Below are 26,240 nucleotides of genomic sequence, written 5' to 3'. Positions count from 1 at the left end.
GAATCTTCAAAATTAAAATCACTTTCTATTTAAAAATCCATCTTGCATTGCCTGCCTTTATGTGCTAGAGTTATGGTAACGGTTACAAAATCAAGGAGAGTTTTATGAGAAATCCAGCATTAGTAGAAGAAATGAAAACTTATAAGGGAAGAGATGAAGTTCCTCAAGATTTCGATGCTTTTTGGGATGGGGAGATTGAGAAGGTTTCGGTCTTGCCAGATTACCAATTAGAGGAACGTGATTTTCGTATTCCAAATGTGAAGTGCTATGAGTTAACCTTTAAAGGTACACGTGATGGGCTCGTTTATGCTCGAGTGGTCTTACCAAAATCAGAAAAGAAAGTACCTGTCATTTTCCACTTCCATGGGTATATGGGACGTTGTTGGGATTGGGCAGATATGTTGGCCTTTACGGTCGCTGGTTATGGTGTCGTATCGATGGATGTTCGTGGCCAATCTGGATACTCACAAGATGGCTTGCGCTTACCTCTCGGAAATACAGTTAAGGGCCAAATCATTCGTGGTGCAGTAGAAGGAAAAGAGCAACTCTTCTATAAAGATGTCTATCTAGATATTTATCAATTGATTGAAATTGTAGCTAGCTTCCCACAAGTGGATGAGGGGCAATTAGCAAGCTATGGAGCTTCTCAAGGAGGGGCTCTAGCTCTAGTGGCTGCGGGGCTAAATCCACGTATCAAACGTACAGTTGCTATTTATCCATTCTTATCAGACTTTAGACGAGTGCTAGAGATTGGAAATACCAGCGAAGCCTATGATGAGCTCTTTCGTTACTTTAAGTTCCATGATCCATTCCATGAGACAGAAGAGCAGATTATGGAGACGCTCGCCTATATCGATGTAAAAAATCTTGCCCATCGTATTAAGGGGGAAGTTCGAATGATTACTGGGCTTGATGACGATGTTTGCTATCCAATCACTCAGTTTGCTATTTACAACCGTTTGACTTGTGAAAAGAGTTATCGTATCATGCCTGAATACGCTCATGAGGCCATGAATGTTCATGTCAATGATCAAGTTTACAATTGGTTGTGTGGGAGTGAGATTCCCTTTACCTATCTTGGTCACTAAAAATTGAAAAAAAGCTCTGTAGTTTCGAATGAACTACAGGCTTTTCTTTATGTGCCCCAGATAATGAGAAAGTAGTTTCAGGTAGTTTGAAACTTCTAAATATCTTTGAAAGTAGAATCTATTATAGATTATAAAGTCTAAAATTTAGAATATTTATTATATAATATGATTAAAATAAAAAGTGAAAGGAGTATAGCTAGTTGCGAATCTTTTAACTTGGAATTTATAAAAGCGCAACAGCATATCATTTACAAAGAATGGTAATTCCATTCAATAATACAGTTTCTTATTTGCAGCTAGTCTGAGTGGCTAAAAATTTTAAGCAAAAAAGAAAGCGCTTTATTTTTTAAAAAAAATAACGGAAGGGAAAACATGAATCAGAGAGATTTTGATAGAAAACAGAGATATGGAATTCGGAAATTTGCAGTTGGAGCAGCTTCAGTAGTGATTGGAGCCGTTGTTTTTGGTGCTGCACCGGCTTTGGCTCAAGAGGCACCATCAACGAATGGTGAAACAGCGGGGCAATCTTTGCCAGAATTGCCTAAGGAAGTAGAGACAGGAAGTCTAGCTAATTTAGATAAGGAGCTTGCAGGCCAAGTAACCACAGTAAATAATAGTGGAACAGAAGTGAGCCGTGAAGAGTTGCAAGCAAACCCAGGGTCTGAAAAACCAACCGGAACAGAAACATCAAACGAAACTCCAGCTACAGAGAGTGGAGACGAGGAAGTTGGAAACATTCCTCGTGACTTTTATGCCAGAGAGTTGGAAAATGCCAATACTGTTATAGAGAAAGAAGATGTTGAAACCAATCCTTCAAACGGTCAAAGAGTTGACATGAAGGAGGAGCTCGACAAGCTTAAAAAACTTCAAAATGCGACCATTCATATGGAGTTTAAGCCAGATGCATCTGCTCCACGTTTTTACAACCTCTTCTCAGTTTCTAGTGATACCAAAGTAAATGAGTATTTCACTATGGCCATCCTTGATAACACAGCTATCGTTGAAGGTCGTGATGCAAATGGAAACCAATTCTATGGTGATTATAAAACTGCTCCTTTGAAAATTAAGCCAGGTGAGTGGAACTCTGTAACCTTTACAGTTGAAAGACCAAATGCTGACCAACCAAAAGGTCAGGTTCGCGTCTATGTAAATGGTGTCTTGTCGCGCACAAGTCCTCAGTCTGGTCGCTTCATCCAAGACATGCCAGATGTCAACCATGTACAAATCGGTACAACAAAACGCACAGGCAAAAACTTCTGGGGTGCTAATCTTAAAGTCCGTAATCTAACTGTTTATGACCGTGCTCTTTCTCAAGAAGAAGTTAAAAAACGTAGCCAACTTTTTGAAAGAGGAGAGTTGGAGAAGAAACTTCCTGAAGGAGCAGAAGTTACTGATAAACTGGATGTTTTTGAAGGTGGTGAGAACCGCAAGCCAAATAAAGATGGTATCGCAAGCTATCGTATTCCAGCCCTGCTGAAAACTGATAAAGGAACCTTGATTGCTGGTGCAGATGAGAGACGCTTGCATCACTCTGACTGGGGCGACATCGGTATGGTTGTTCGTCGTAGTGATGATAAGGGCAAAACGTGGGGAGATAGAATTGTCATCTCAAATCCTCGTGATAATGAGAATGCCAGAAGAGCTCATGCGGGATCACCAGTCAACATTGACATGGCCCTAGTCCAAGATCCGAAAACTAAGCGAATCTTCTCTATTTTTGATATGTTCGTAGAAGGTGAAGCTGTCAGAGATTTACCAGGAAAAGCACCACAAGCCTATGAGCAAATTGGAGATAAGGTTTACCAAGTTCTGTACAAAAAAGGTGAAGCAGGACGTTATACAATCCGTGAAAATGGTGAAGTCTTTGACCCTGAAAATAGAAAGACAGAATATCGTGTTGTAGTTGATCCTAAGAAACCAGCTTATAGTGATAAGGGTGATCTCTACAAGGGTGAAGAACTGATTGGTAATGTCTACTTCGATTATAGCGACAAGAATATCTTTAGAGTTTCAAACACAAACTATCTCTGGATGTCTTATAGTGATGACGATGGTAAAACTTGGTCTGCACCAAAAGATATTACATATGGAATTCGTAAGGACTGGATGCACTTCTTAGGTACTGGACCTGGTACAGGGATTGCCTTGCATTCAGGGCCTCATAAAGGGCGTCTTGTTATCCCTGCCTACACTACAAATAACGTATCCTACCTAAGTGGATCCCAGTCTTCACGCGTCATTTACTCAGATGACCATGGTGAAACTTGGCACGCTGGGGAAGCGGTCAATGATAACCGTCCAGTAGGTAACCAAACAATTCACTCTTCAACCATGAATAATCCAGGTGCTCAAAATACTGAGTCAACTGTTGTTCAGTTAAACAACGGAGACCTCAAACTCTTCATGCGTGGATTGACAGGAGATTTGCAGGTTGCAACAAGTAAGGATGGCGGAGCAACTTGGGAAAAAGATGTGAAGCGCTATGCGGATGTCAAAGATGTCTACGTTCAAATGTCTGCTATTCACACTGTACAAAATGGTAAGGAATATATCGTTCTCAGCAACGCAGGTGGTCCAGGACGTTACAATGGTTTGGTACACTTGGCACAAGTGGAAGCTAACGGAGATTTGACTTGGCTCAAGCACAATCCTATTCAAAGCGGTAAATTTGCTTATAACTCCTTGCAAGATCTTGGAAATGGTGAATTTGGTTTGCTTTATGAGCATGCAACTGCCACTCAAAATGAATACACCTTGTCTTATAAAAAATTCAACTGGGATTTCTTAAGCAAGGATAGAATTTCTCCAACAAAAGCAACGGTGAAAAATGCTGTGGAGATGAGCAAAAATGTTATCGCTTTAGAATTTGATTCAGAAGTATTGGTGAATCAACCACCAGTTCTTAAACTGGCAAATGGGAATTTTGCTACTTTCTTGACTCAGTACGATACAAAAACATTGTTATTTGCAGTTAACAAGGAAGATATTGGTCAAGAAATTACAGAAATCATTGATGGTGCAATTGAGAGCATGCATAATTTGCCTGTAAGTCTTGAAGGTGCAGGAGTCCCTGGTGGGAAAAATGGTGCAAAAGCAGAAATCCATGAAGTTCCAGAATTTACAGGTGCAGTCAATGGTGAAGGTACAGTTCATGAGGATCCAGCCTTTGAAGGTGGCATCAGCGGTGAGGAAGCAGCCGTTCATGATGTGCCAGACTTCTCAGGTGGTGTGAACGGCGAAGTAGCCGCTATTCATGAAGTTCCAGAAATAGAGGTCGAAGAAAATCCACCAGGAACTATTAACGAAGTTCCGGCCTTCGAAGGTGGGGTTAATGGTGCCGAAGCAGCCGTTCATGAAGTTCCAGCCTTTGAAGGTGGTGTGAACGGTGAGGAAGCCGCGGTCCATGAAGTTCCAGAAGGTAATCTAGTAGAAAGCTCAAAAGGGGAATCTGCCGTTCATGAAGTTCCAGCCTTCGAAGGTGGAGTCAATAGTGAGGAAGGAGCTAAGGCAGAAAGTCCAGAATTCGAAGGTGGTGTGAATGCAGTAGAAGCAGCCAAGTCAGACACTTCAGCCTTCGAAGGTGGTGTCAATGGTGAGGAAGGAGCTAAGGCAGAAAGTCCAGAGTTCGAAGGCGGTGTGAATGCAGTAGAATCAGCTAAGTCAGACACTTCAGCCTTTGAAGGTGGTGTCAATGGTGAGGAAGCAACTATATCAGAAAGCCCAGAATTTGAGGGTGGCGTCAATGCAGTAGAATCAGCTAAGTCAGACACTTCAGCCTTTGAAGGTGGTGTCAATGGTGAGGAAGCAACTACATCAGAAAGCCCAGAATTTGAGGGTGGCGTCAATGCAGTAGAATCAGCTAAGTTAGAAATTCCGGAGTATACAGCTAGTGTGAATGGAGTAGAGGCCGCTAAGTTAGAAGTTCCAGAGTACACAGGTGGCGTCAATGCAGTAGAATCAGCTAAGTTAGAAGTTCCAGAGTACACAGGTGGCGTCAATGGAGTGGAAACTGCTAAGTTAGAAGTTCCAGAATACACAGGTGGTGTCAACGGAGTAGAGTCTGCTAAGTTAGAAGTTCCAGAGTATGCAGGTAGCGTGAATGGAGTAGAGGCCGCTAAGTTAGAAGTTCCAGAATACACAGGTGGCGTGAATGGAGTAGAGGCCGCTAAGTTAGAAGTTCCAGAGTACACAGGTGGCGTGAATGGAGTAGAAGCTGCGAGTACAGAAGTTCCAGCGTATGTAGGTGGTGTAAACAGTGCTGAAGCTGCTATCCATAAGGTCTCAGAGTATAAGGGAGAACAGTCAATTGTGGTTCAAGCTATGGTACAAGATAAAACTTATCAAGCCCCTGCTGCTCGTCAGCAACTTCTTCCTGAAACAGGAAGTGAAGCTGTTGCTCCTCTCGCCTCTCTAGGACTTGTAGGAATGCTCCTAGGTATGTTTGCCATGGGCAAGAAAAAAGAAGATCAATGAAATAGTTAAAATCAACGAAATTCATAGAGAAATTTGATCTTATATTAGAAAGGGTCGTGACTAGAACTAGTTACGGCCTTTTTGATTTGGATAAAGCAGGAGTCAAATAGTTAATACGCTTCGAAAATCTCTTCAAACCACGTCAGCTTCGCCTTACCGTACTCAAGTACAGCTTGTGGCTAGCTTCCTAGTTTGCTCTTTGATTTTCATTGAGTATAAGTTTGAGATAAAGTTCATTAAAAAAACGATTAGACCAAATGAACCAATTGTCTGTTAGAAAAAAGAGAAAGCATCCGAAAGTAGTTTCAAATGTCCAATTTTATATTTCTAAAACTGAAAGTAAAATCTGTTCTATATTCATCTATCTTAAAATAGAGAAATTTATTATATAATGAGAATAAGATAAAATTTGAAAGGAGTAGGAGACTCTAGTTAACGATGGCATTATGATAGATTGTTGATCGTTAAGTGAGATAAAATTTGAAAGAGCGAGTGTAACCATTCGTGAAAAAGTAATTTTTGTCATTTAGTCAGATGACTAAAAATTTTAATCAAAAAAGAAAGCGCTTTATTTTTAAAAATGAAAGGAAGAAAGATGAAGCATAATCAGTTGGAGAGAAAACAACGATACGGAATTCGCAAATTTACAGTAGGAGCCGCTTCAGTCGTTATTGGAGCAGTTGTTTTTGGTGCATCGCCAGTATTGGCACAAGAAGTAACAGCTACCAATAAGGAAACGACAGAACTAGGAGTAGAGAAGGATCAGGCAGAAAAAGCAGTAGATACTGAAAAGAGTGCGACAGAGTCTAATGGGGTAGATACAGTCACACATACATCTACAGAAGCACATACTGGAACAGAGACAACTGTAACGGCAGAAACAACTGCAACAGCAGAAACGGCAGAAGCAACTAGAGAAACCGAAAAAGATCCAGCTTCACTTCCACGTGATTACTATGCTAGAGAGTTGGAAAATGTCAATACTGTTATTGAAAAGGAAGATGTAGAGACTAATGCTGCAAATAGCAATAGAATTGATCTGACAGAGCAATTGGACAAACTGAAACAGCTTCAAAATGCGACCATTCATATGGAGTTCAAACCAGATGCTTCTGCACCAGCATTTTACAACCTTTTCTCAGCCTCAAGTGATACGGTTCGAAATGAATATTTCACCATGGCTGTTTACAACAACGTTGCCTTGATTGAGGGCCGCGATCAAAACGGCGACCAATTTTATGATAGATACACAGACGCACCATTAACAGTCAAACCAGGTCAGTGGAACTCAGTAACCTTTACAGTTGAAAGGCCAAGTGCAGATTCTCCAGATGGACAAGTTCGTCTCTATGTAAATGGAGTCTTGTCACGAACAAGTAAGAAATCAGGACGCTTTATCAAAGATATGCCTGATGTAAATCATATGCAAATTGGTTCCACAAATCGTGCAGGAAGTATGGTTTGGGGGGCAGGCTTACAAGTTCGTAATCTAACTGTTTACGATCGTGCCTTGAGTCCAGAAGAGGTTCAAAATCGTAGCTACCTCTTTGAAAGATCCGAATTAGAGAAAAAGCTTCCAGAAGGAGCTGAGATAACAGATAAAAAGGATGTCTTTGAAGCTGGTAAAAATGGGCAGTCAAATCCAGATGGTATTAATAGCTATCGGATTCCAGCCCTCCTTAAGACTGATAAGGGAACTCTGATTGCTGGAGCTGACGAACGCCGCTTGCACCACTATGACTGGGGAGATATCGGTATGGTCGTCAAACGAAGTGAAGATCAGGGTCAAACATGGAGCGATCGTATCACACTTACGAATCTACGCGACAATCCAAAAGCCAACGATCCGTCTGTCGGTTCACCAGTGAATATCGATATGGTTTTAGCCCAAGATACTGAAACCAAACGCATCTTTTCAGTCTATGATATGTTCCCGGAAGGAAAAGGTATCTTTGGGATGTCAGCTGAAAAAGAGGAAGCTTATAAAGAAATTGATGGGAAAACCTACCAAATTCTCTATCGTGAAGGAGAAAATGGGGCCTATACTATTCGTGAAAATGGTGTTGTCTACACACCAGATGGTCAGGCAACGGATTACCGTGTTGTTGTAAATCCTGTCAAACCGGCTTATAGCGATAAAGGTGATCTTTATCAGGGTGAGCAACTGCTAGGAAATATCTATTTTACAAGCAATAAAACGTCTCCATTTAGAATTGCTAAAGACAGCTACCTATGGATGTCTTACAGTGATGATGATGGTAAAACTTGGTCTGCACCACAAGATATTACTCCAATGGTCAAAGCTGATTGGATGAAGTTCTTAGGTGTGGGACCTGGAGTGGGCATTACTCTCCAAAATGGACCTCATAAAGGCCGTATCGTTGTTCCTGTCTATACGACAAATAGAACAAACCACCTTAACGGTTCTCAATCATCTCGTATCATCTATTCAGATGACCATGGTAAGACTTGGCATATGGGTGGCGGTGTCAATGATAACCGTACACTTTATGATGGTACAGTAGTTGATTCAAGCAACATGAACAATTACTACGCTCAAAATACGGAAGCTTCTGTTGTTCAATTGAATAATGGTCAGTTAAAACTCTTTATGCGTGGTTTGACTGGTGATTTGCAAGTTGCGACAAGTAATGATGGTGGTATTACATGGGACAACTATGTAGCACGCTATGATGTACCAGATGTCTATGTTCAAATGGCGGCAACTCATACGGTTCAAGATGGTAAGGAGTATATCCTTCTAGCAAATGCCAATGGCCCAGGTCGTAAGAATGGTTACATTCGAGTGGCTCGTGTAGAAGAAGATGGTGAGTTGACTTGGCTGCATCATCATTTGATTCAAGAAGGGGAGTATGCCTATAACTCACTTCAACAGATCGGACCAAAAGAATTTGGTCTCTTGTACGAACATCATGAAGCTGGTGGCAATCCTTATACTCTATCCTTCAAGAAATTCAACTGGGATTTCTTAACGAAGGAAAGAATTTCTCCTAAAGAAGCCAAAGTTAAAAATGTTATTGAAAAATGGCCAGGAATTCTTGCAGTAGAATTTGATTCAGAAGTTTTGGTTAACAAAATCCCAACACTTCAGTTGGCAAATGGTAAAAAAGTAAACTTCATGACCCAGTACGATACTAAGACTCTTCTATTTACAATAGATAAGTCAGATCTAGGTCAGGAGATAACTGGACTTGCTTCTGGAGCTATCGAGAGTATGCACAACCTTCCAGTGAGTCTTGAAGGAGCAGGTATTCCTGGAGCTGCCAACGGTAGTGAAGCTGCTGTTAACGAAGTACCAGAATTCACAGGTGGTGTTAATGGTGTAGAAGCTGCGACTGCTGAACTTCCAGAATTTACTGGTGGAGTCAACGGTAGTGAAGCAGTTGTAACGGAGCTCCCAGAGTATACTGAACCTATTGGTGCAGTAGGTGAAGAAGCAGCACCGATAGTAGAACTTCCAGAATTTACAGGTGGAGTCAATGGTGAAGAAGCAGCAGTTCATGAACAACCAGAATTTACAGGTAGTGTGAAGAATGACGTCACGTCAACAGAAAAACCAGGATTTGTAGGCGATGTCAAAGGTTCAGAAGTAGAGAGCCCTAAAAATCCAGATCACAAGGGTCAACAGTCTATTGTATCTCAGGCTATGGCACAAGATAAGACCTATCAAGCACCTGCAGTTCGTCAAGATGTTCTTCCTAAGACAGGAAATGAAGATGCCACTGCCCTTGCTTCTGTAGGACTTGTGGGGATGCTCCTTGGTATGTTTGCTTTTGGGAAGAGAAAAGAAGATTAGTCAAATCGTTAAAATTGAAGGTTTCCTTAGTGAAACTAGATCTTAGTTAGAAAGGGTCGTAACGGAAATTTGTTACGGCCTTTTTTCTTTCATGTTTGCGAGAAAAAAGGGCTCTATAATATTTGTAGTGGGTAAATCCCCTATGGATATTATGGAGCCTATTTTTGTGTAGAAAAAAAGTCCCATAAGATCTATAATGAAAAGCGACCAAACCATCATTAGAAAGAATCATATGGAACAATTACATTTTATCACAAAACTACTCGATATTAAAGACCCTAATATCCAGATTCTAGATGTCATCAATAGGGATACACACCAGGAAATCGTCGCTAAACTGGACTATGACGCCCCGTCTTGCCCTGAGTGCGGATGTCAAATGAAGAAATATGATTTTCAAAAACCGTCGAAAATTCCTTACCTCGAAACGACTGGTATGCCTACCAGAATTCTTCTTAAAAAGCGTCGTTTTAAGTGCTATCATTGCTCGAAAATGATAGTCGCTGAAACTTCTATCGTTAAGAAGAATCATCAAATTCCTCGTATTATCAACCAAAAGATTGCTCAAAAGTTGATTGAAAAGACTTCTATGACTGATATTGCACATCAGCTATCCATTTCAACTTCAACTGTCATTCGTAAGCTCAATGACTTTCACTTTAAGCATGATTTTTCTCGTCTTCCCGAGATTATGTCTTGGGACGAGTACGCCTTTACCAAGGGAAAGATGAGCTTTATTGCACAAGATTTTGACAAGCTCAATATCATCACCCTTCTTGAAGGAAGAACACAAGCAGTCATCCGAAATCACTTTCTTAAATATGATAGAGCGGTCCGATGTCGAGTGAAAATCATTACTATGGATATGTTTAGCCCTTACTATGCCTTAGCTAAACAGCTTTTTCCATGTGCTAAAATCGTTCTAGATCGCTTTCACATTTTACAACATTTGAGCCGTGCTATGAGCCGTATTCGTGTCCAAATCATGAATCAATTTGATCGAAAATTTCATGAATACAAGGCTATTAAACGTTACTGGAAGCTCATTCAACAGGATAGTCGTAAACTCAGCGATAAACGTTTTTATCGCCCTACTTTTCGTATGCACTTGACGAATAAAGAGATTCTAGACAAGCTTTTAAGCTATTCCGAAGACTTAAAATCTCACTATGAACTCTATCAACTATTGCTTTTTCACTTTCAGAATAAAGAGCCCGAGAAATTTTTCGGACTCATTGAGGACAATCTAAAGCAGGTTCATCCTCTTTTTCAGACTGTCTTTAAGACATTTCTCAAGGACAAAGAGAAAATTGTCAACGCCCTTCAATTGCCCTATTCCAACGCTAAATTGGAAGCGACTAATAATCTCATTAAACTCATCAAACGAAATGCTTTTGGTTTTAGGAACTTTGACAACTTTAAGAAACGAATTTTCATCGCTTTGAATATAAAAATGGAGAGGACAACGATTGTCCTCTCCAGATGTTAGCTTTTATTCAACCCACTACAGTTTTATCTTAGTTAAAATAAGTTAGAATATGTAAGTGAGTATCAGATATACCAAGACATCGTCACAATCTAAGGTATATTCAAAATACAAAAGTTGACCAAAGGTTGACCAACTAAAGTTCTGAATATCCGTATATATTCATTCTCAAAATTGGTTTAAATAGCGTAGTCTTTTAAACTAATTTTGAGAATCCAAAAAATCTTCCTATTAAATAAGAAGATTTTTTATTATTCTAATTTTTTCTACGTACTGTTACAAGTCCAAATGTGCCAAAAATTGCACCGATTACCAACATCGCAACACTTGAATTTTCTCCTGTATTTGGTAATGTTTTTGCACGTTCTACTCGTGAGTAAGTCACTTTTTCGTTTTCTACTGCTTTAACAGCAGGCGCTGAGTATGTTTCACGTTTTTCTTTCACAACAACATTCCCTTGTGCATCTACAGTCACTTCTTTACCTGCATCAAGAGCTTTCTTCAACTCGTCAACATTGACAGTAGGAAGTTCTTCAGCAACTGGTGCATCTTTAGGTACTGCAACAATTGTACCGTCAGGAAGGCGTTTCACAACGCTACCTTTAGCATCTTCCTTAACAAGTTCTTCAAGATTTAGTTCAGGAAGTTCTTCAGCAACTGGTGCATCTTTAGGCACTGCAACAATTGTTCCGTCAGGAAGTGTTTTCACAACGCTACCTTTAGCATCTTCTTTAACTAGTTCTTCAAGATTTAGTTCAGGAAGAGTTTCAGCAGTTGGAGCGTCTTTTGGTACAGCAATCACTGTTCCGTCAGGAAGTGTCGCAACAACGTTTTCTTGAGCTTTCTCTGCAAGGTCAACAAGTTTAGCATATGTTGCTTCAAGTTCTGCAAGTTTAGCTTCTTCAGCTTTTTGTGCAGTCAACAAGTTTTCAAGCGTAGACTGTGCCATTTCTAGGTCAGCTTTAGCGAGTTCCAATTTGACACTAACGGCTGTTCGAGCTTGTTTCGCGTTAGCTAGTGCAACTGGTGCGTCCAAATATGCTTGCAATTTTTCAGCCAATTCTTTAGCTTCTTTAATAAGAGCATCTTTTTCAGCAAGAAGTTTAGTAACTTGTTTGTTCAAGTTGTCTAGTTTAGTTTCTTGGTCTTCAAGTTTGGCTGAAGCAATGTCAAGAGCTTGTGACGCAATTGTTTGAACAGTTTTAGCTGATTTAAGTGCGTCTTGAGCTTTTTCAAGAGCAGTTTTCTTTTCAGCTAGACTTGCTGAGAAGTTAGCAACTGCTTCACTTGCTTGAGCTTCACGTTTCTTAGCATTTTCAAGAGCAATATTTGCTAAACGTAGGTTGTTTTCAGCAACTTGTGCTTGCAATGGCGTAGCCATTGCGTCAGCCAAGACTTTTTCAGCTTCAGTTTTCAAGCTAAGTGCGCTTGCATAATCAGTTGAAGCTGTTGTCAAAGCATTCTTAGCATTTTGTGATGCAGTTTTAGCTTGTTCAAGGTTTGATTCGGCTGTTGCGACTGCTTTTTCAAGAGTTGCGATGTCTGTTTTGTCTTCGATTGGAGTTCCTTCGTTTGAGAATGCAATTACTAGCCAGTAATCATCATTAATATTGGCAATGTCAAGACCAATATACTTAGCAAAACGAAGATTAGCTGATAAGTGTCCCCACTTAGATGGTGCATCTGCAAAAGATGTTCCCATTAGAGCGTTGTATACAACTTGTTTTAATTCATAAAGATTTGATACACGTTCTTTAGAACCAATTCTTACAAGATTTTCAACACCAGCTCCAATATGTCCATGAGAAAGTGGGTCAAGTCCACGTTCTTTATATTGTTTAGCACGTTTAGTAGCTAATTCAAGAGCTTTGTCTGTAACTTCTGTTTCAGATAGACCATTTAATTCTTTACGAATTTGTTTAAGTCCTTTGACGTATAGTTCAGATACAGCTAATTTTTGTTCATCAGTCAAATTATCAAGGTCAATTGTGCGTTTCTTATCAGCTTTACTGATTTTTGTTGAAGAATTTTCAATAACAGTTGCACCAGAGTCAGTCATGAAGTCTGAGTCGCCTTCGGCTTTATCTTTCTTGAACTGAGTCAAGTCTGCGATGTTTACAATATCAACATTGTCCAATGCGTCTTGAGCTTTAGTAAGTTCAGTTTGAGCATCTTCCAATTTAGCTTCTACTGATTCAGCATGTTGGTTAGCTGTTGCCAATTTTTCTTTTGCCAATTTGACAGCATCATTTTTAGTATTTACATCAGTTTCAGCTGATTTGATAGCATCTGCGCGTGCTTCATCAGCTTTTTTTGCTGTCTTGAAAGCATCTTCAGCTTCAGCGACTGTAGCTTCGGCGCCTTTGACACCTTTTTGAGCGTCTTTCAAGTCGTTCTCAGCATTTGCAAGTCCAGTTCCGTCAAGTGCAGATTCTGCATTTGCGACTGTTTGTTCAGCTGTTTGGACATCTTTTTTGGCTTGTTCAAGATTTTCTTTAGCTGTTGCCACGTCTGATTGCTTTTCAGCAAGAACTGTAGTTTCAGTTTTGATTTGTGCATTTGTAGTTTCAGTTGCTTCTTGATTCTTTGTTTGTGCATCAAGGTTTTTAGCTTGAGCATCTTTAACTTGATCAACTTTTTCAGGTGTTACTTGTGAAGCAGTCGCTTCAGCATCGTTAACAGCTTTATCTGCATTAGAATATTCTGTTTTAATTGAAGCAACAGTAGCTTCTTTTGCTTGAACATCAGCTTTAGCTGTTTCAATCTTAGCTTCAGCTTCTTTAACAACAGCTTTTTGTGCGTTAAGCGCAGGTTCTACCGTAGAAGGCGCAGGAACTTCACTCTTTTCAAGTGGTTTCACTTGTGACTTAGTAACAAGAGCAGGTTCATTGACAGCATTTGTGTCAACTGAAGTTGGAGCAGTTGCTTCTTGAGCAAATACAGGCGCACCAACTGATGCAAGTGCAATGGCTGTTGAAGTTGTGAGGGTTTGCAGTTTTTTCATCGTTTTCTCCTTGTAAGAGCTAATAGGATTGGTTTGACTGTTAAGTCAAACCATGATATATGTAGTATATCATGCAATTTTATATATTTTATAGCACTATTTTAACACAATTTTAGTTTGTAGACAATATTTTGACAAAACTTTGTTTGTATATGGGTTATTTTACAGTTGTCTTCCTTGTATCATTGTATTGAAACGAGGTAGCTTATGAAATCAATTCCCTTACAAAAGTATATCGGACAACGAATACGAATCATACGTAAAGAAAAAAATTTAAGTCAGCAAAATCTCAGCGAAAAGGCTGGTGTGGGCATAGATTATATTTCCAACCTTGAAACAAAAGGGTCAAATATAAAGATTGATACACTAGAAAAGATTATCACAGCTCTTAATATCACACCATCAGAACTATTTGAAAGCCGTATAACCCCAAAGAATCCACATCTAGAGTTATTAGCTGACCAATTAACTCAACTTCCACAAACAAGTCAAGAACAGCTCTTAGAAGCCTTCCAATTACTAATAAAAACCGTAAAAGAAAAACCAAACCGCTAAGAAAAATCCTAGCGGTTATTTTTTTATTCATTTATTTTCTTTCCTTATAATATGCAGATTTATTGTGAGACGAATAACGCTCCATAGCCTTGTAATATTCGAAACTAGATTTTCTATCATCATAAACATCGACAATTGTTAAAATATCGCTATCTTTTTGCCACTGTTCAATATCAATAGAAGTAAAAAATTTTTCAAATAAAGCTGTTAGCATAACATCTCGAATCTCTTCTTTTGAGATAGAGCCAGCCCATGACCTAAAAACAGCTTTTTCATGCATATCCTTTAGTTCATCTTTTGTTAGTTCATCTTCTGTTAGTTCTTCAAAATAGTTTTCACTATCTATGTTGTTTTTATAATCTTTGAACTTATCAAAATCATATCCGCTCTTCTTAACTAAATATCGTTCACACCGTTTCTCTAATCTATCAAGAATTTCATAATTGAATACCTTTGTTCTGTTTCTACCAAAAGTTTTATATTTAGCCTTATCCCATTCTCCCATAGCTTCCAATTCTGTAACAAATTTTCTACGTAAACTTTTTTTAATATTTTTTGTTTCCTCAATTTGATACTTTTGTATCATGTCATCAATAAATTCAGATAATCTTTTTAGTTTTAAATTAGTCATTTTTTATTCCTCAACACTTTCTAATGTATATCGTATATCTAAATTATACATCGTAATACCTTATATATCAACAATTCTATACACATTTTTGTAGCTTTTAGAAAAAATTATTGTTAGAATAGACTCATAAAGTTAATGCTCTTGTAGCAAAACTTTAAAAAAAATTTTTAAAAGAGGTGTAAAATATGGCATTTTTTAAAAAAGTTAACGGCTACAGTGCTAGCCTAGCAGAACAAGCTCTTTCAGATGAAGTTGTAAAATTGGTTGGTAAACAACTTGAAATTCAATACGAATTTGAAAAGACTGGCGAAGTGCTTAACGGTAAAGAAAAAATGAAACGTACAGATAACATTCAAGCTTATCAAGTTTACGTTGCAACTGATAATCACAATCCTTTTAAGGTCAAGTTTTTACCAGAAAATAAGCCAAATTTATCAAAATTCGAAATCGGAGATATTGTTGAATTTGAAGATTTAGAAGCTTTTGAAAACCAGTACGGACAACTTTATTTCAGGGCAAAAGATATTAAGAAGAAGGGAAAATAATGCATGGCTTTTTTAATGAATAAAAGCCAAAATCAGAAAGTGTCAGAAGCGGTTGTTTCTGACACTACTGAATTTGGTAAAAACAAATTCGAATTAGAACAATTTATTTTGAGAAATTTGAATAACGCTCTCAATATTAATGATGAATCATCTTATTTAAATTCATTTGATATTAAGGTGGCAAGCAATGATTCTGGCGTTTTTTACGTCCCCAATCTCCCTGTTAGTTATTCTTTAAGTAAGAAACTCTACTTTGATATTTTTGCAATTTTCGCTGGTATACTTTATCCCTTTAAAACCCTTCTTCCCCAAAACAATGCCTACTTCGTCCCTTATGACACTACAAATCCAAACATGGCTCGGGCTTTCTTCTTCCCATGGATTGATGGTGTCCCAACTCGTCTCAAGATAGATGATTTACAAACTTTTATTAAAGAAAAGGTATCAGAAAAACACATCCCTATAATGGAAAACCACGTTGGAATTGACATGACAAAAGTAGTCCACGTTGCCATAAGTGGGTCGAGCGGCCAGGGGAAAACACATTTTGTTAAATATCTCATTTATTGTTTAAAATCTATTACGAATCAAATCATCTGTATTGACCCTAAATTGTCAGATATCTATTTATTAGCTAAAGAGTTAAATTTAGAAGTGTTCTCTCCAACGAAAGGCTCAAACTTGAATAGTTTTATATCAGAATGTAATGCATTACTCGCAAAAATTATTACTATACTGTATCAACGTCAAGAGATATTATTAACAAAACCAGATACTAAGTTCGAACGTATTTATATTGTTATTGATGAGCTATTGGCATTAGTGCAGGGGAGTTCAAAACAAGCACGTGAAGCATTTTCTCAATTATTAGGGACAATTGCTTTGCTGGGTAGGCAAACAAATATTAGTCTAATTTTATTAAGTCAGCGCTTTGATGCAACTGCTTTTGGCGGTAATACAGCAGTACGTGAACAAATTAACTGTATTTGTATCTTAGGTGAAGTAAATGCAAATACTTGCCAATTTTTGCTACCAAACACTAACGTTGACAATATAGTAGTCCCTGCAGGTATTGGTACAGGTATTATCAAGTTTACAGATAGTGAGCATCGGACTCATATTATGCCACTTTTAACCCCAACCTATGCGATTAGAAAGGAAAAAAGTACATGAGAAATTATTTTAATAAATATAATGTAATTAATTTTACAGTCTTTATTTGGATTGTATCTTTCATTTTGGAGCGTCTAAGTCTATTTTTATTTTTTCAAATGAATTTAGAATCGTTCTATTATTTTGTAGTGTTTATTTGGATATTGCGTTTAATTATAGTGAGTGCATTTTCTATCTTATTTTTTATAATTATTTTAGATTTTGCGTCTCGTAATGCGGAATTCGATTATTTCAGAAACAGCATCAAATCATACGTCGCAACTTGGCAAATGAGACGATTTTGTAGGCAGATAAATGTAGAGCCAAGTTTTGAAGAATCTTCTCGTTACAGTAATACAAAACAAGAAATTATCAGAAAAGCGAATCGTTCACTGTTATCATTAACTGTTGTTTACTATGAAGAAAGAGCTGTTGCAAAATGGACTTTCCCAGCCAATTGTGAAAGTTATAATATTATGGAAGAATTATTGTCTCAGGCTAAAAGAGAATTAAATCAGCTAGACAGTAGTTACTTATTCAATGATTTCATTAGACTAGAAAATAGTAGAACATTCAGCTCAACAGCATTTAGAAAAAAATAATAGTGCGGTGTACTGCTACCGAAGGTAAGCAGGTACACCAGCACATATACGCGATTCGTTATATGTCTAGGTTGTTGAGTAAAGCTAGTATTACCTTTACTCAACATCAAAGACAAAGACACAAATCGACAAGTCAAAAAGAGTTTTTTACTATCAAGACAAAGACAAAAACGGAGGAAATTTATATTATGTCAAAAGAACTCAACTCTCAATTTAAAGCGAATTCATTTTGTTGTACTCTCAACAATATTGATAAGCTCTTTGATGTTAATGATACAAGTTTTAATGATGAAAAATATTCAGATGAAACTCGAAAACAAGTAGAAGAATTTCGAAATAATCTTGAAGCGAATAAAAAATATAGTCCTGAAGAAATGGTTGAACATCTAATTTATCTCTGGGTAGACGGTAAAGAAGAAACTCGTTCAGCAGCTGCAAATTATGAGATAGGAGATAATGGTAATCATCACTCCCATCTGATTTTAGAAGCAAAAAATCAGACACGTTTTTCAGCTATCAAAAAGCTCTACCCTACTATCCATGTTGAACTGACTCGTGGAACTCGTGAACAAGTCATAGCATATCTAAACAAGACGGGAAAACACGAGGAGAAAGCTCATACGACAGTTGTTCAGATGATGAATCATGGTATCATTGAAGCAAATCAACAAGGAAAAAGAAAAGACTTAGAAGTAATTCAAGAGTTACTTGAAGCAGGTCTATCCCCTGAAGAAATCATGCGTCAAAATTTATCTTATCGCAAATTTTCAAAAATGATTAAGGAGCATTATTATCAATTGCAAGTGGCTAACGCTCCATTAGTCAAGAAAATGAAGGTCTATTGGCATTTGGGAGGTTCAGGAACAGGAAAAAGTTATATGCAAGTCCGATTGAAAGAAATATTTGGTATAGAAGATGTTTATGTTTTATCAGATTATGGTACAGGTGGGCTAGATAATTATATGGGGGAATCAATTTTATTTATGGACGAATTTAAAGGGGATATTGATTATCAAGCTTTTTTGAAAATCTTAGACGTATATCCCAATCAAGTCCATGCCCGTTATAGTAATGTATACGCGTTATGGGATAAGGTTCATATTTCTAGCATTTTCAGTCCATACCAAATTTACAAGATGTTAGTTTCTCCCGATAAACAGAAAAACGACCCTATAAATCAGCTTTATAGACGTATTCATTACATTGTTTATCATGTCAAGATTGATGATAATCAGTACAAGGAATTAACGTTTGAAATGAAACAATATCTTGAGCTAATAGAACAAAAACAATGTATTGAAGATATTGCTCAAAAATTAATTAGTAAAGGTATAAATATTGTTACTGACGATGTTTTATCAGAAATAAAAAAAGAAATCGCTGATTCCTCTATCGACCAAACAGAAAAAAACAGCGATAACTAAAACTAGTGGAAATAATAAATACTATTTCTACTTCTATTTTATCATAGAATAAGGAAAAATTATATGACAGATAAAATTTTAATCAAAATAGACAATTTGGAAGTAAATCTTCCTAGTACACATATTATAGTAGAGAAAGATGAATATCTTGACTTAAAAAACAAGGCTTCACAGGGACAATATATGAGCCTATCAGAGGTTTTAGAGATGGTTTCAGTCTCTCGACCTTGGCTGTTAGAAAATGTTCTTTATCGGTCTGATATTCGCTCAAAAATCGATATTGATAAAAACAAAGATGGTTTTGTAAAGTATCCTCAGAATCAAGGTGGAAAATATATCTTCCTCGCTTCCAAAACAAGAGCATTTTTTGAACAGCATTTCTCAGAGTTATTGAAAGAAACATGATATAATAGCCAAGACGATGTCTTGGTTATCTTTTTAAAAAGAAAGGATAATCATATGGCAATTTCATATAGACAAAGAGGTAAAAAGAAAACTTGGGATTATAGGATTTTTAATAAAGAAAAAGTAGTAGTTGCTTCAGCTTCAGGATTTCAAACGAAAAAAGAAGCAATATTGGAAGCAAGTAAAATTGAATTAGAGTTATTAAACGGTAATGTAATTGATTCAAATATATCTCTCTATCAATTGTGGCAGAAATGGTATAATCTGCAAATTGTTCCCCTAAACAAAAGTGAAGGAACACTTGCACATCATAAACATAGGGGAAAACTTATTCTAGAATATTTCAATGATAAATCCGCTACTAAAATCAATTTTAGTGAGTATCAAGAATTTATCAACGAATATGCAAAGAGGGTTGGAAAAGATACAGTTCGGCGATTAAATGCGGAAGTTAGAAAAGTCATTCAATTTGCGAAAAAAGATAAGTTATCAATCATTGATTTTACAGATGGTGTTGTTATTACAGGGCAAGCAAGTCGAAAGATAAAAAAAGAAAAAGCTATCAAGAGTTCAGCTGATTATCATAAGTTATTGAAAGAAGTAAAACATAACATTGAACTGAAGTTTAATATTATTGACTATCTTCTCTTCACTCAATTAAAAACTGGCTTGCGTTTCGGTGAGGTGCTAGGGTTGTCGTGGGACTGTATTTTGAACGAAACTCAAGAAATCAAAACATATAGGCGGTATGACCCTCGAAAACAAGAATGGCGACCACCAAAAACAGCTACTTCTGTTCGAACTATTCCAATTGATTCAGAAACATTGAATGTTTTGAATCAATTAAAAGAAATTCAAAGTAGAGATATTGAACAAACAAATATTAAAAATAAAGAAAATCATATCTTTTTCGATGTGTATACTGTTGTTCCTACAAATCATGAAGTGAATAAGCGTTTAAGAGAACATCTCAAGAAGTTAAAACTCAAACCACTTGATTTATCAGCTACAGGTATTAGGCACACATACGCAAGTATTATGTTAGGTTATGGAATCGATATCTGGGTTATAGCTTCAAATATGGGACACAAAGATATTACACAAATAACTCAAACATATGGTCATTTAATCAAGGAAAAAGAAGAATCAGAAAACAAACGTGTTAGAGAATTATTAAGTCAATAATTTTTTCTAACAAAAGTTGACCAAAAATTGACCAAATTCAAAAAAGACCTTGATTTCTCAAGGTCTAGTACTATTATATCAACCCACTACAGTTGACAAAGAGTCGAAAAAAGGGCTGGTTTCAAGATTTAAGAGGTGTTGGGATAGATTTTAGGTCCCTGAAACTACTTTCAGAAGAAACTGTTGCATAAAATTGTTTTGAAACTTCAATCTATTCTAGCACAAGTTATTGAAAGCGCTTTAATAATAAGCTATAATAGTCACATAAACACAAAGGAAAAGAAAAGGAGGAAAGTAGATGCCACAAATTAGTAAAGAAGCCTTGATTGAACAAATCAAAGATGGAATCATCGTTTCTTGTCAGGCACTTCCTCATGAACCGCTCTACACAGAAGCGGGAGGAGTTATCCCCTTGTTGGTGAAAGCAGCTGAACAAGGTGGTGCAGTCGGTATCCGAGCAAACAGTGTTCGAGATATCAAGGAAATTAAAGAGGTCACTAAACTTCCGATTATCGGAATTATTAAACGTGATTATCCACCACAGGAACCATTCATCACAGCGACTATGAGAGAGGTGGATGAACTAGCAGCTCTTGACATCGAAGTCATTGCTCTTGACTGTACCAAACGTGAACGTCATGATGGCTTGGAGATTCAAGAATTTATCCGTCAGATCAAAGAAAAATATCCAAATCAACTCTTGATGGCTGATACAAGTACCTTTGAGGAAGGTCTAACAGCAGTTGAAGCGGGAATTGACTTTGTCGGAACAACCTTATCAGGTTACACTTCTTACAGTCCAAAAGTGGATGGCCCAGACTTTGAACTCATCAAGAAACTCTGTGATGCAGGGGTGGACGTCATCGCTGAAGGAAAAATTCACACACCAGAACAAGCTAAGCAAATCCTAGGTTACGGAGTGCGAGGTATCGTAGTTGGTGGCGCTATTACTAGACCAAAAGAGATTACGGAACGATTTGTTGCGGGTCTTAAATAACACAATATAAAAAACGAGGAGAGTGGTTGATTAGTAGGAAAAAATGAAAACGTATACAAAGTCGACATTGCTCATTATCCGATTCGGATACGCTTATCATCATTTAGGAGAATACAAATGAAATTTAAAAAACTAGCTTGTACAGTACTTGCGGGTGCTGCGGTTCTATCTCTTGCTGCTTGTGGCAAATCAGATGCAAACAAAGATGCTGCTAGCTCTGGTAGTGACAGTGGAAAAACTGAAATCACTTGGTGGGCATTCCCAGTCTTTACTCAAGAAAAAACTGGCGATGGTGTAGGAACTTATGAAAAATCTATCATCGAAGCTTTTGAAAAAGCAAATCCAGATGTTAAAGTTAAACTAGAAACAATCGACTTCAAATCTGGTCCAGAAAAAATCACAACAGCAATCGAAGCAGGAACTGCGCCAGACGTTCTCTTTGACGCACCAGGACGTATCATCCAATACGGTAAAAATGGTAAATTGGCTGAGTTGAACGACCTCTTTACAGATGAATTTGTAAAAGATGTCAACAACGAAAACATCATCCAAGCAAGTAAAGCTGGTGATAAAGCTTACATGTATCCAATCAGTTCTGCACCATTCTACATGGCTATGAACAAGAAAATGTTGGAAGATGCAGGAGTTGCAAACCTTGTAAAAGAAGGTTGGACAACTGATGACTTTGAAAAAGTTTTGAAAGCGCTTAAAGATAAAGGATATACACCAGGTTCATTGTTCAGTTCAGGTCAAGGGGGAGACCAAGGAACACGTGCCTTCATCGCTAACCTTTATGGCGGTTCTGTAACTGATAAAGAAGTAACTAAATATACAACTGACGATCCTAAATTCGTTAAAGGTCTTGAAAAAGCATCTAGCTGGATCAAAGATGGTTTGTTGAACAATGGTTCACAATTTGACGGTGGAGCAGACATCCAAAACTTTGCGAACGGTCAAACTTCTTACACAATCCTTTGGGCACCAGCTCAAAATGGTATCCAAGCTAAACTTTTGGAAGCAAGTAAAGTTGAAGTGGTAGAAGTACCATTCCCATCTGATTCAGGTAAACCAGCTCTTGAATACCTTGTAAACGGATTTGCAGTATTTAACAACAAAGACGAAAAGAAAGTCGCAGCAGCTAAGAAATTCATCCAATTCATCGCAGATGACAAAGAATGGGGTCCTAAAGACGTAGTTCGTACAGGAGCATTCCCAGTTCGTACTTCATTTGGAAAACTTTATGATGACAAACGTATGGAAACAATCGGTAGCTGGACTCAATACTACTCACCATACTACAACACAATCGACGGATTTGCTGAAATGAGAACACTTTGGTTCCCAATGTTGCAAGCTGTATCAAATGGTGACGAACAACCTGCTGCAGCATTGAAAGCATTCACTGAAAAAGCGAATGAAACAATCAAAAAAGCAGCTAAATAATAAGCCCTAAATAAAAACTGAGTTCCCCCCTTTTCCCTGAGCATATCTGTGTATGAAAAGGGGGACTTTTGTTTGAAATAGAAGCAACTGACAGGTCAAAATTAAAATGAAGTTTTTACATTGACGAATCTTAGAAAAATTTCATTTTGATTTTAGATCAGGGTCAGATAACAGTCAAAAAAACAAAACTATGTGAAAGTGAGGTGCCGACTGTGAAAATCAATAAAATTCGCATGCGGGAAACTATTATTTCCTACGCATTCCTAGCACCAGTATTAATCTTCTTTACCGTCTTCGTTTTAGCTCCAATGATCATGGGCTTCATCACAAGTTTCTTCAACTATTCGATGACTAGCTTTGAGTTTGTGGGGTTGGACAACTACATTCGTATGTTTAAAGACCCTGTCTTTACAAAATCTTTGATTAATACCGTAATCTTGGTAATCGGATCTGTACCAGTCGTAGTACTCTTCTCGCTCTTTGTAGCATCACAAACTTACCAACAAAATGCCATCGCTAGATCTTTCTACCGTTTCGTCTTCTTCCTTCCAGTAGTAACAGGTAGTGTTGCCGTAACAGTAGTATGGAAATGGATCTACGATCCACTATCAGGTATTTTGAACTTCGTGCTTAAGTCAAGCCACATCATCAGCCAAAACATTTCTTGGTTGGGAGATAAAAACTGGGCTTTGATGGCGATTATGATTATCCTTTTGACAACATCAGTTGGTCAGCCAATCATTCTTTACATCGCTGCAATGGGTAATATTGATAACTCACTTGTAGAAGCAGCGCGTGTTGACGGTGCGACTGAGTTCCAAGTATTCTGGAAGATTAAATGGCCAAGCCTTCTTCCAACAACTCTTTATATCGCAATCATTACAACCATCAACTCATTCCAATGTTTCGCCTTGATTCAATTGTTGACATCTGGTGGTCCAAACTACTCAACAAGTACACTTATGTACTACCTCTACGAAAAAGCCTTCCAATTGACTGAATATGGCTATGCCAATACTATTGGTGTATTCTTGGCAGTTATGATTGCCCTTGTCAGCTTCGCTCAATTCAAGATCCTCGGAAACGATGTAGAATACTAAGGAAAGGAGACAGCTATGCAACCTACACAACAAAAGAAACCATTAACAGCCTTTACTGTTATTTCAACAATCATTTTGCTCTTGTTGACTGTACTGTTTATCTTCCCATTCTACTGGATCTTGACAGGTGCATTCAAATCACAACCAGATACCATTATGATTCCACCACAATGGTTCCCTAAAGCTCCAACTATGGAGAACTTCCAACAATTGATGGTGCAAAACCCAGCCTTGCAATGGATGTGGAATTCAGTCTTCATTTCTTTAGTAACGATGTTCTTGGTTTGTGCAACCTCTTCACTAGCAGGTTATGTATTGGCTAAGAAACGTTTCTATGGTCAACGCATTCTCTTTGCAATCTTTATCGCTGCCATGGCTCTTCCAAAACAAGTTGTCCTTGTACCATTGGTACGTATCGTCAACTTCATGGGAATCCATGACACTCTTTGGGCAGTGATCTTGCCTTTGATTGGATGGCCATTCGGGGTCTTCCTTATGAAACAGTTCAGTGAAAACATTCCTACAGAATTGCTCGAATCTGCTAAAATTGATGGATGCGGTGAGATTCGTACATTCTGGAGTGTAGCCTTCCCTATCGTGAAGCCAGGATTTGCAGCTCTTGCAATCTTTACCTTCATCAATACTTGGAATGACTACTTCATGCAATTGGTAATGTTGACTTCACGTCAAAACTTGACCATCTCACTCGGGGTTGCTACTATGCAGGCCGAGATGGCAACTAACTACGGTTTGATCATGGCAGGGGCTGCCCTTGCAGCTGTGCCAATCGTAACAGTCTTCCTTGTCTTCCAAAAATCCTTTACTCAAGGGATTACTATGGGAGCTGTCAAAGGATAGTCCTCTGCGAAAATTGAATATAGTACAAATTGTTTATCAGTATGCAGCAGTATAGTTGATAGACTAAGAGAATACAGGATATATAAGTGTCTACAAAATGGAGAGGAGTTGCTTACTTCATGAAGTTTTGTTAGACACTTATAAACTTACTGGCTAGACATCGTATGTCTGAAGGTAACAATCAGGTAAAGGAAATTACTATGATTTTTGATGATTTAAAAAACATTAGCTTTTACAAGGGAATTCACCCAAATCTGGACAAGGCTATTGATTATCTCTATGAGCATCGTAAGGATAGCTTTGAATTAGGCAAATACGAGATTGATGGAGATAAGGTCTTCCTAGTTGTACAGGAAAATGTTCTCAATAAAGAAGAAAATGATCGCTTTGAGCATCATAAAAACTATGCAGATTTGCATTTGTTGGTTGAAGGGCATGAGTACTCTAGCTATGGTTCTCGCGTCAAAGATGAGGCTGTAGCCTTTGACGAAGCTAGCGATATCGGCTTTGTTCATTGTCACGAACAATACCCACTCTTGTTGGGTTATCACAATTTTGCAGTCTTTTTCCCAGGTGAACCTCATCAACCTAATGGTTATGCAGGTATGGAAGATAAAGTTCGAAAATACTTATTTAAAATTTTAATCGATTAGTCAGTTAGGAGGAGCAAACAATGGCACATAAAGGATCTGGATTGATAAAAGCGGCATTCGATACGGATAACTTTCTTATGCGATTTTGTGAGAAGGTTTTAGATATCGTGACGGTTAACCTACTCTTTGTTATGTCTTGTTTGCCTATTGTGACAATCGGAGTAGCAAAGATCAGTCTCTATCAGACAATCTTCGAAGTTAAGAGTAGTCGACGTGTTCCTGTGTTTAGAACTTATATGAGAGCCTTTAAGCAAAATTTGAAATTAGGCCTCCAGTTAGGTTTGTTGGAACTAGGAATTTTTCTGATTAGCGTGGTTGACTTATCTCTATTCTGGGGGCAAACAGGCCTAGGCTTTCAGCTCATTAAAGCCATTTGCTTGGGAATTCTGATATTTTTAACCCTAGTGATGTTGGCTAGCTATCCAATTGCAGCACGCTATGACTTAACTTGGAAAGAAGTTCTTCAAAAGGGCTTGCTCTTGGTAAGCTTTAATTTCGTGTGGTTCTTCTTGATGTTTGCGATTATTTTATTAATCATGATGCTTCTCTATCTATCAGGCTTTACTCTAGTACTCGGTGGATCAGCATTTCTACTTTTTGGCTTTGGCCTTCTTGCCTTTTGCCAGGCTGGATTAATGGAAAAATTGTTTGCTAAATATCAAGCAGATTGAAAATGATATGAAACTACTTTCAAACAAGAAAAGCTACGGGAGATGAATAGAAATTAAAATCTAAGTGGCTTGGATGTATTGAAAGCGCTTTTTACAAGGTGTATACTAAAATAGTAAAAAATCATCTGCCCAGAGCAGATAATAAGAAATC

The 26,240-nt window shown here is 37.8% G+C and carries 19 protein-coding genes; 17 read left to right on the top strand and 2 right to left on the bottom strand.

The features are described 5' to 3' along the window. The first annotated feature begins 104 nt into the window (after nt 1-104). The 4 genes from QM460_RS06990 (at nt 105) to QM460_RS06975 (ending at nt 10,867) form a co-directional block, all read left to right on the top strand. Nucleotides 105-1,088 carry an acetylxylan esterase gene (locus QM460_RS06990; RefSeq protein WP_414289635.1) on the top strand — a complete coding sequence of 328 codons (984 nt, stop codon included), beginning with the start codon at nt 105-107 and terminating at the stop codon, nt 1,086-1,088. Nucleotides 1,089-1,460: 372 nt separating this feature from the next. Then, the gene (locus QM460_RS06985; protein WP_414289634.1) at nt 1,461-5,561 is read left to right on the top strand and encodes an SIALI-17 repeat-containing surface protein; all 4,101 of its coding nucleotides are present in this window, start codon (nt 1,461-1,463) and stop codon (nt 5,559-5,561) included. Nucleotides 5,562-6,156: 595 nt separating this feature from the next. Further along, nucleotides 6,157-9,378, top strand: a complete 3,222-nt coding sequence (locus tag QM460_RS06980; RefSeq protein WP_414289633.1) for an SIALI-17 repeat-containing surface protein — start codon at nt 6,157-6,159, stop codon at nt 9,376-9,378. A gap of 232 nt (nt 9,379-9,610) precedes the next feature. Next, nucleotides 9,611-10,867, top strand: coding sequence for an ISL3 family transposase (locus tag QM460_RS06975; protein ID WP_375555340.1), 1,257 nt, complete (start codon nt 9,611-9,613; stop codon nt 10,865-10,867). Nucleotides 10,868-11,120: 253 nt separating this feature from the next. Here the strand turns inward: QM460_RS06975 and QM460_RS06970 are convergent, their stop codons facing one another. Further along, complete coding sequence (locus QM460_RS06970) at nt 11,121-13,868, bottom strand: SEC10/PgrA surface exclusion domain-containing protein (protein ID WP_414289632.1); 2,748 nt, start codon at nt 13,866-13,868, stop codon at nt 11,121-11,123. 207 nt (nt 13,869-14,075) lie between these two features. Here QM460_RS06970 and QM460_RS06965 point away from each other — a divergent pair, with 207 nt between their 5' ends. Next, a complete protein-coding gene (locus tag QM460_RS06965; protein WP_414273890.1) occupies nt 14,076-14,423 on the top strand; it encodes a helix-turn-helix domain-containing protein in 348 nt (115 codons plus the stop codon). A gap of 31 nt (nt 14,424-14,454) precedes the next feature. Here QM460_RS06965 and QM460_RS06960 read toward each other — a convergent pair whose 3' ends face one another. Beyond that, entirely contained in the window at nt 14,455-15,054 is a 600-nt protein-coding gene (locus tag QM460_RS06960) for a hypothetical protein (RefSeq protein WP_414289631.1), read from the bottom strand. A 185-nt stretch (nt 15,055-15,239) separates the two neighbouring features. Here QM460_RS06960 and QM460_RS06955 point away from each other — a divergent pair, with 185 nt between their 5' ends. The 12 genes from QM460_RS06955 (at nt 15,240) to QM460_RS06900 (ending at nt 26,089) form a co-directional block, all read left to right on the top strand. Beyond that, nucleotides 15,240-15,599 (top strand): hypothetical protein, encoded by a 360-nt coding sequence (locus QM460_RS06955; protein ID WP_414289630.1) that lies wholly within the window; start codon nt 15,240-15,242, stop codon nt 15,597-15,599. A 3-nt stretch (nt 15,600-15,602) separates the two neighbouring features. After that, nucleotides 15,603-16,772, top strand: a complete 1,170-nt coding sequence (locus QM460_RS06950) for a cell division protein FtsK (protein ID WP_414289629.1) — start codon at nt 15,603-15,605, stop codon at nt 16,770-16,772. Beyond that, entirely contained in the window at nt 16,769-17,353 is a 585-nt protein-coding gene (locus tag QM460_RS06945; RefSeq protein WP_414289628.1) for a hypothetical protein, read from the top strand. The genes QM460_RS06950 and QM460_RS06945 overlap by 4 nt, the downstream gene beginning before the upstream one ends. 188 nt (nt 17,354-17,541) lie before the next feature. Beyond that, complete coding sequence (locus tag QM460_RS06940) at nt 17,542-18,777, top strand: replication protein RepA (RefSeq protein WP_414273895.1); 1,236 nt, start codon at nt 17,542-17,544, stop codon at nt 18,775-18,777. Between the two features lie 63 nt (nt 18,778-18,840). Beyond that, nucleotides 18,841-19,182 carry a DUF771 domain-containing protein gene (locus QM460_RS06935; RefSeq protein WP_414289627.1) on the top strand — a complete coding sequence of 114 codons (342 nt, stop codon included), beginning with the start codon at nt 18,841-18,843 and terminating at the stop codon, nt 19,180-19,182. A 54-nt stretch (nt 19,183-19,236) separates the two neighbouring features. Continuing rightward, the gene (locus QM460_RS06930) at nt 19,237-20,367 is read left to right on the top strand and encodes a tyrosine-type recombinase/integrase (protein WP_414289626.1); all 1,131 of its coding nucleotides are present in this window, start codon (nt 19,237-19,239) and stop codon (nt 20,365-20,367) included. A gap of 298 nt (nt 20,368-20,665) precedes the next feature. Then, nucleotides 20,666-21,364, top strand: a complete 699-nt coding sequence (locus QM460_RS06925; protein WP_001135656.1) for an N-acetylmannosamine-6-phosphate 2-epimerase — start codon at nt 20,666-20,668, stop codon at nt 21,362-21,364. A gap of 117 nt (nt 21,365-21,481) precedes the next feature. Further along, entirely contained in the window at nt 21,482-22,807 is a 1,326-nt protein-coding gene (locus QM460_RS06920) for an ABC transporter substrate-binding protein (RefSeq protein ID WP_000669443.1), read from the top strand. Between the two features lie 233 nt (nt 22,808-23,040). Then, entirely contained in the window at nt 23,041-23,907 is an 867-nt protein-coding gene (locus tag QM460_RS06915; protein WP_075227343.1) for a carbohydrate ABC transporter permease, read from the top strand. 15 nt (nt 23,908-23,922) lie between these two features. Continuing rightward, nucleotides 23,923-24,765 (top strand): carbohydrate ABC transporter permease, encoded by an 843-nt coding sequence (locus QM460_RS06910; RefSeq protein WP_001183246.1) that lies wholly within the window; start codon nt 23,923-23,925, stop codon nt 24,763-24,765. Nucleotides 24,766-24,965: 200 nt separating this feature from the next. Next, nucleotides 24,966-25,418 carry a YhcH/YjgK/YiaL family protein gene (locus QM460_RS06905; protein WP_371561377.1) on the top strand — a complete coding sequence of 151 codons (453 nt, stop codon included), beginning with the start codon at nt 24,966-24,968 and terminating at the stop codon, nt 25,416-25,418. A gap of 20 nt (nt 25,419-25,438) precedes the next feature. Continuing rightward, the gene (locus QM460_RS06900) at nt 25,439-26,089 is read left to right on the top strand and encodes a DUF624 domain-containing protein (RefSeq protein ID WP_414269892.1); all 651 of its coding nucleotides are present in this window, start codon (nt 25,439-25,441) and stop codon (nt 26,087-26,089) included. The last annotated feature ends 151 nt before the right edge of the window (nt 26,090-26,240 follow it).

The sequence above is a fragment of the Streptococcus infantis genome (assembly GCF_047464415.1).
Taxonomy (GTDB): domain Bacteria; phylum Bacillota; class Bacilli; order Lactobacillales; family Streptococcaceae; genus Streptococcus; species Streptococcus infantis_AE.
This window is presented reverse-complemented; position numbering and strand designations above follow the sequence as displayed.

Excerpts from the sequence above, each read along its gene's own strand:
- QM460_RS06985 (WP_414289634.1), top strand. The coding sequence starts at position 1,461 with ATGAATCAGAGAGATTTTGATAGAAAACAGAGATATGGAATTCGGAAA.
- QM460_RS06955 (WP_414289630.1), top strand. The coding sequence starts at position 15,240 with ATGGCATTTTTTAAAAAAGTTAACGGCTACAGTGCTAGCCTAGCAGAA.
- QM460_RS06965 (WP_414273890.1), top strand. The coding sequence starts at position 14,076 with ATGAAATCAATTCCCTTACAAAAGTATATCGGACAACGAATACGAATC.
- QM460_RS06950 (WP_414289629.1), top strand. The coding sequence starts at position 15,603 with ATGGCTTTTTTAATGAATAAAAGCCAAAATCAGAAAGTGTCAGAAGCG.
- QM460_RS06905 (WP_371561377.1), top strand. The coding sequence starts at position 24,966 with ATGATTTTTGATGATTTAAAAAACATTAGCTTTTACAAGGGAATTCAC.
- QM460_RS06970 (WP_414289632.1), bottom strand. The coding sequence starts at position 13,868 with ATGAAAAAACTGCAAACCCTCACAACTTCAACAGCCATTGCACTTGCA.
- QM460_RS06900 (WP_414269892.1), top strand. The coding sequence starts at position 25,439 with ATGGCACATAAAGGATCTGGATTGATAAAAGCGGCATTCGATACGGAT.
- QM460_RS06910 (WP_001183246.1), top strand. The coding sequence starts at position 23,923 with ATGCAACCTACACAACAAAAGAAACCATTAACAGCCTTTACTGTTATT.
- QM460_RS06945 (WP_414289628.1), top strand. The coding sequence starts at position 16,769 with ATGAGAAATTATTTTAATAAATATAATGTAATTAATTTTACAGTCTTT.
- QM460_RS06990 (WP_414289635.1), top strand. The coding sequence starts at position 105 with ATGAGAAATCCAGCATTAGTAGAAGAAATGAAAACTTATAAGGGAAGA.
- QM460_RS06935 (WP_414289627.1), top strand. The coding sequence starts at position 18,841 with ATGACAGATAAAATTTTAATCAAAATAGACAATTTGGAAGTAAATCTT.
- QM460_RS06930 (WP_414289626.1), top strand. The coding sequence starts at position 19,237 with ATGGCAATTTCATATAGACAAAGAGGTAAAAAGAAAACTTGGGATTAT.
- QM460_RS06915 (WP_075227343.1), top strand. The coding sequence starts at position 23,041 with ATGCGGGAAACTATTATTTCCTACGCATTCCTAGCACCAGTATTAATC.
- QM460_RS06975 (WP_375555340.1), top strand. The coding sequence starts at position 9,611 with ATGGAACAATTACATTTTATCACAAAACTACTCGATATTAAAGACCCT.
- QM460_RS06960 (WP_414289631.1), bottom strand. The coding sequence starts at position 15,054 with ATGACTAATTTAAAACTAAAAAGATTATCTGAATTTATTGATGACATG.
- QM460_RS06920 (WP_000669443.1), top strand. The coding sequence starts at position 21,482 with ATGAAATTTAAAAAACTAGCTTGTACAGTACTTGCGGGTGCTGCGGTT.
- QM460_RS06925 (WP_001135656.1), top strand. The coding sequence starts at position 20,666 with ATGCCACAAATTAGTAAAGAAGCCTTGATTGAACAAATCAAAGATGGA.
- QM460_RS06980 (WP_414289633.1), top strand. The coding sequence starts at position 6,157 with ATGAAGCATAATCAGTTGGAGAGAAAACAACGATACGGAATTCGCAAA.
- QM460_RS06940 (WP_414273895.1), top strand. The coding sequence starts at position 17,542 with ATGTCAAAAGAACTCAACTCTCAATTTAAAGCGAATTCATTTTGTTGT.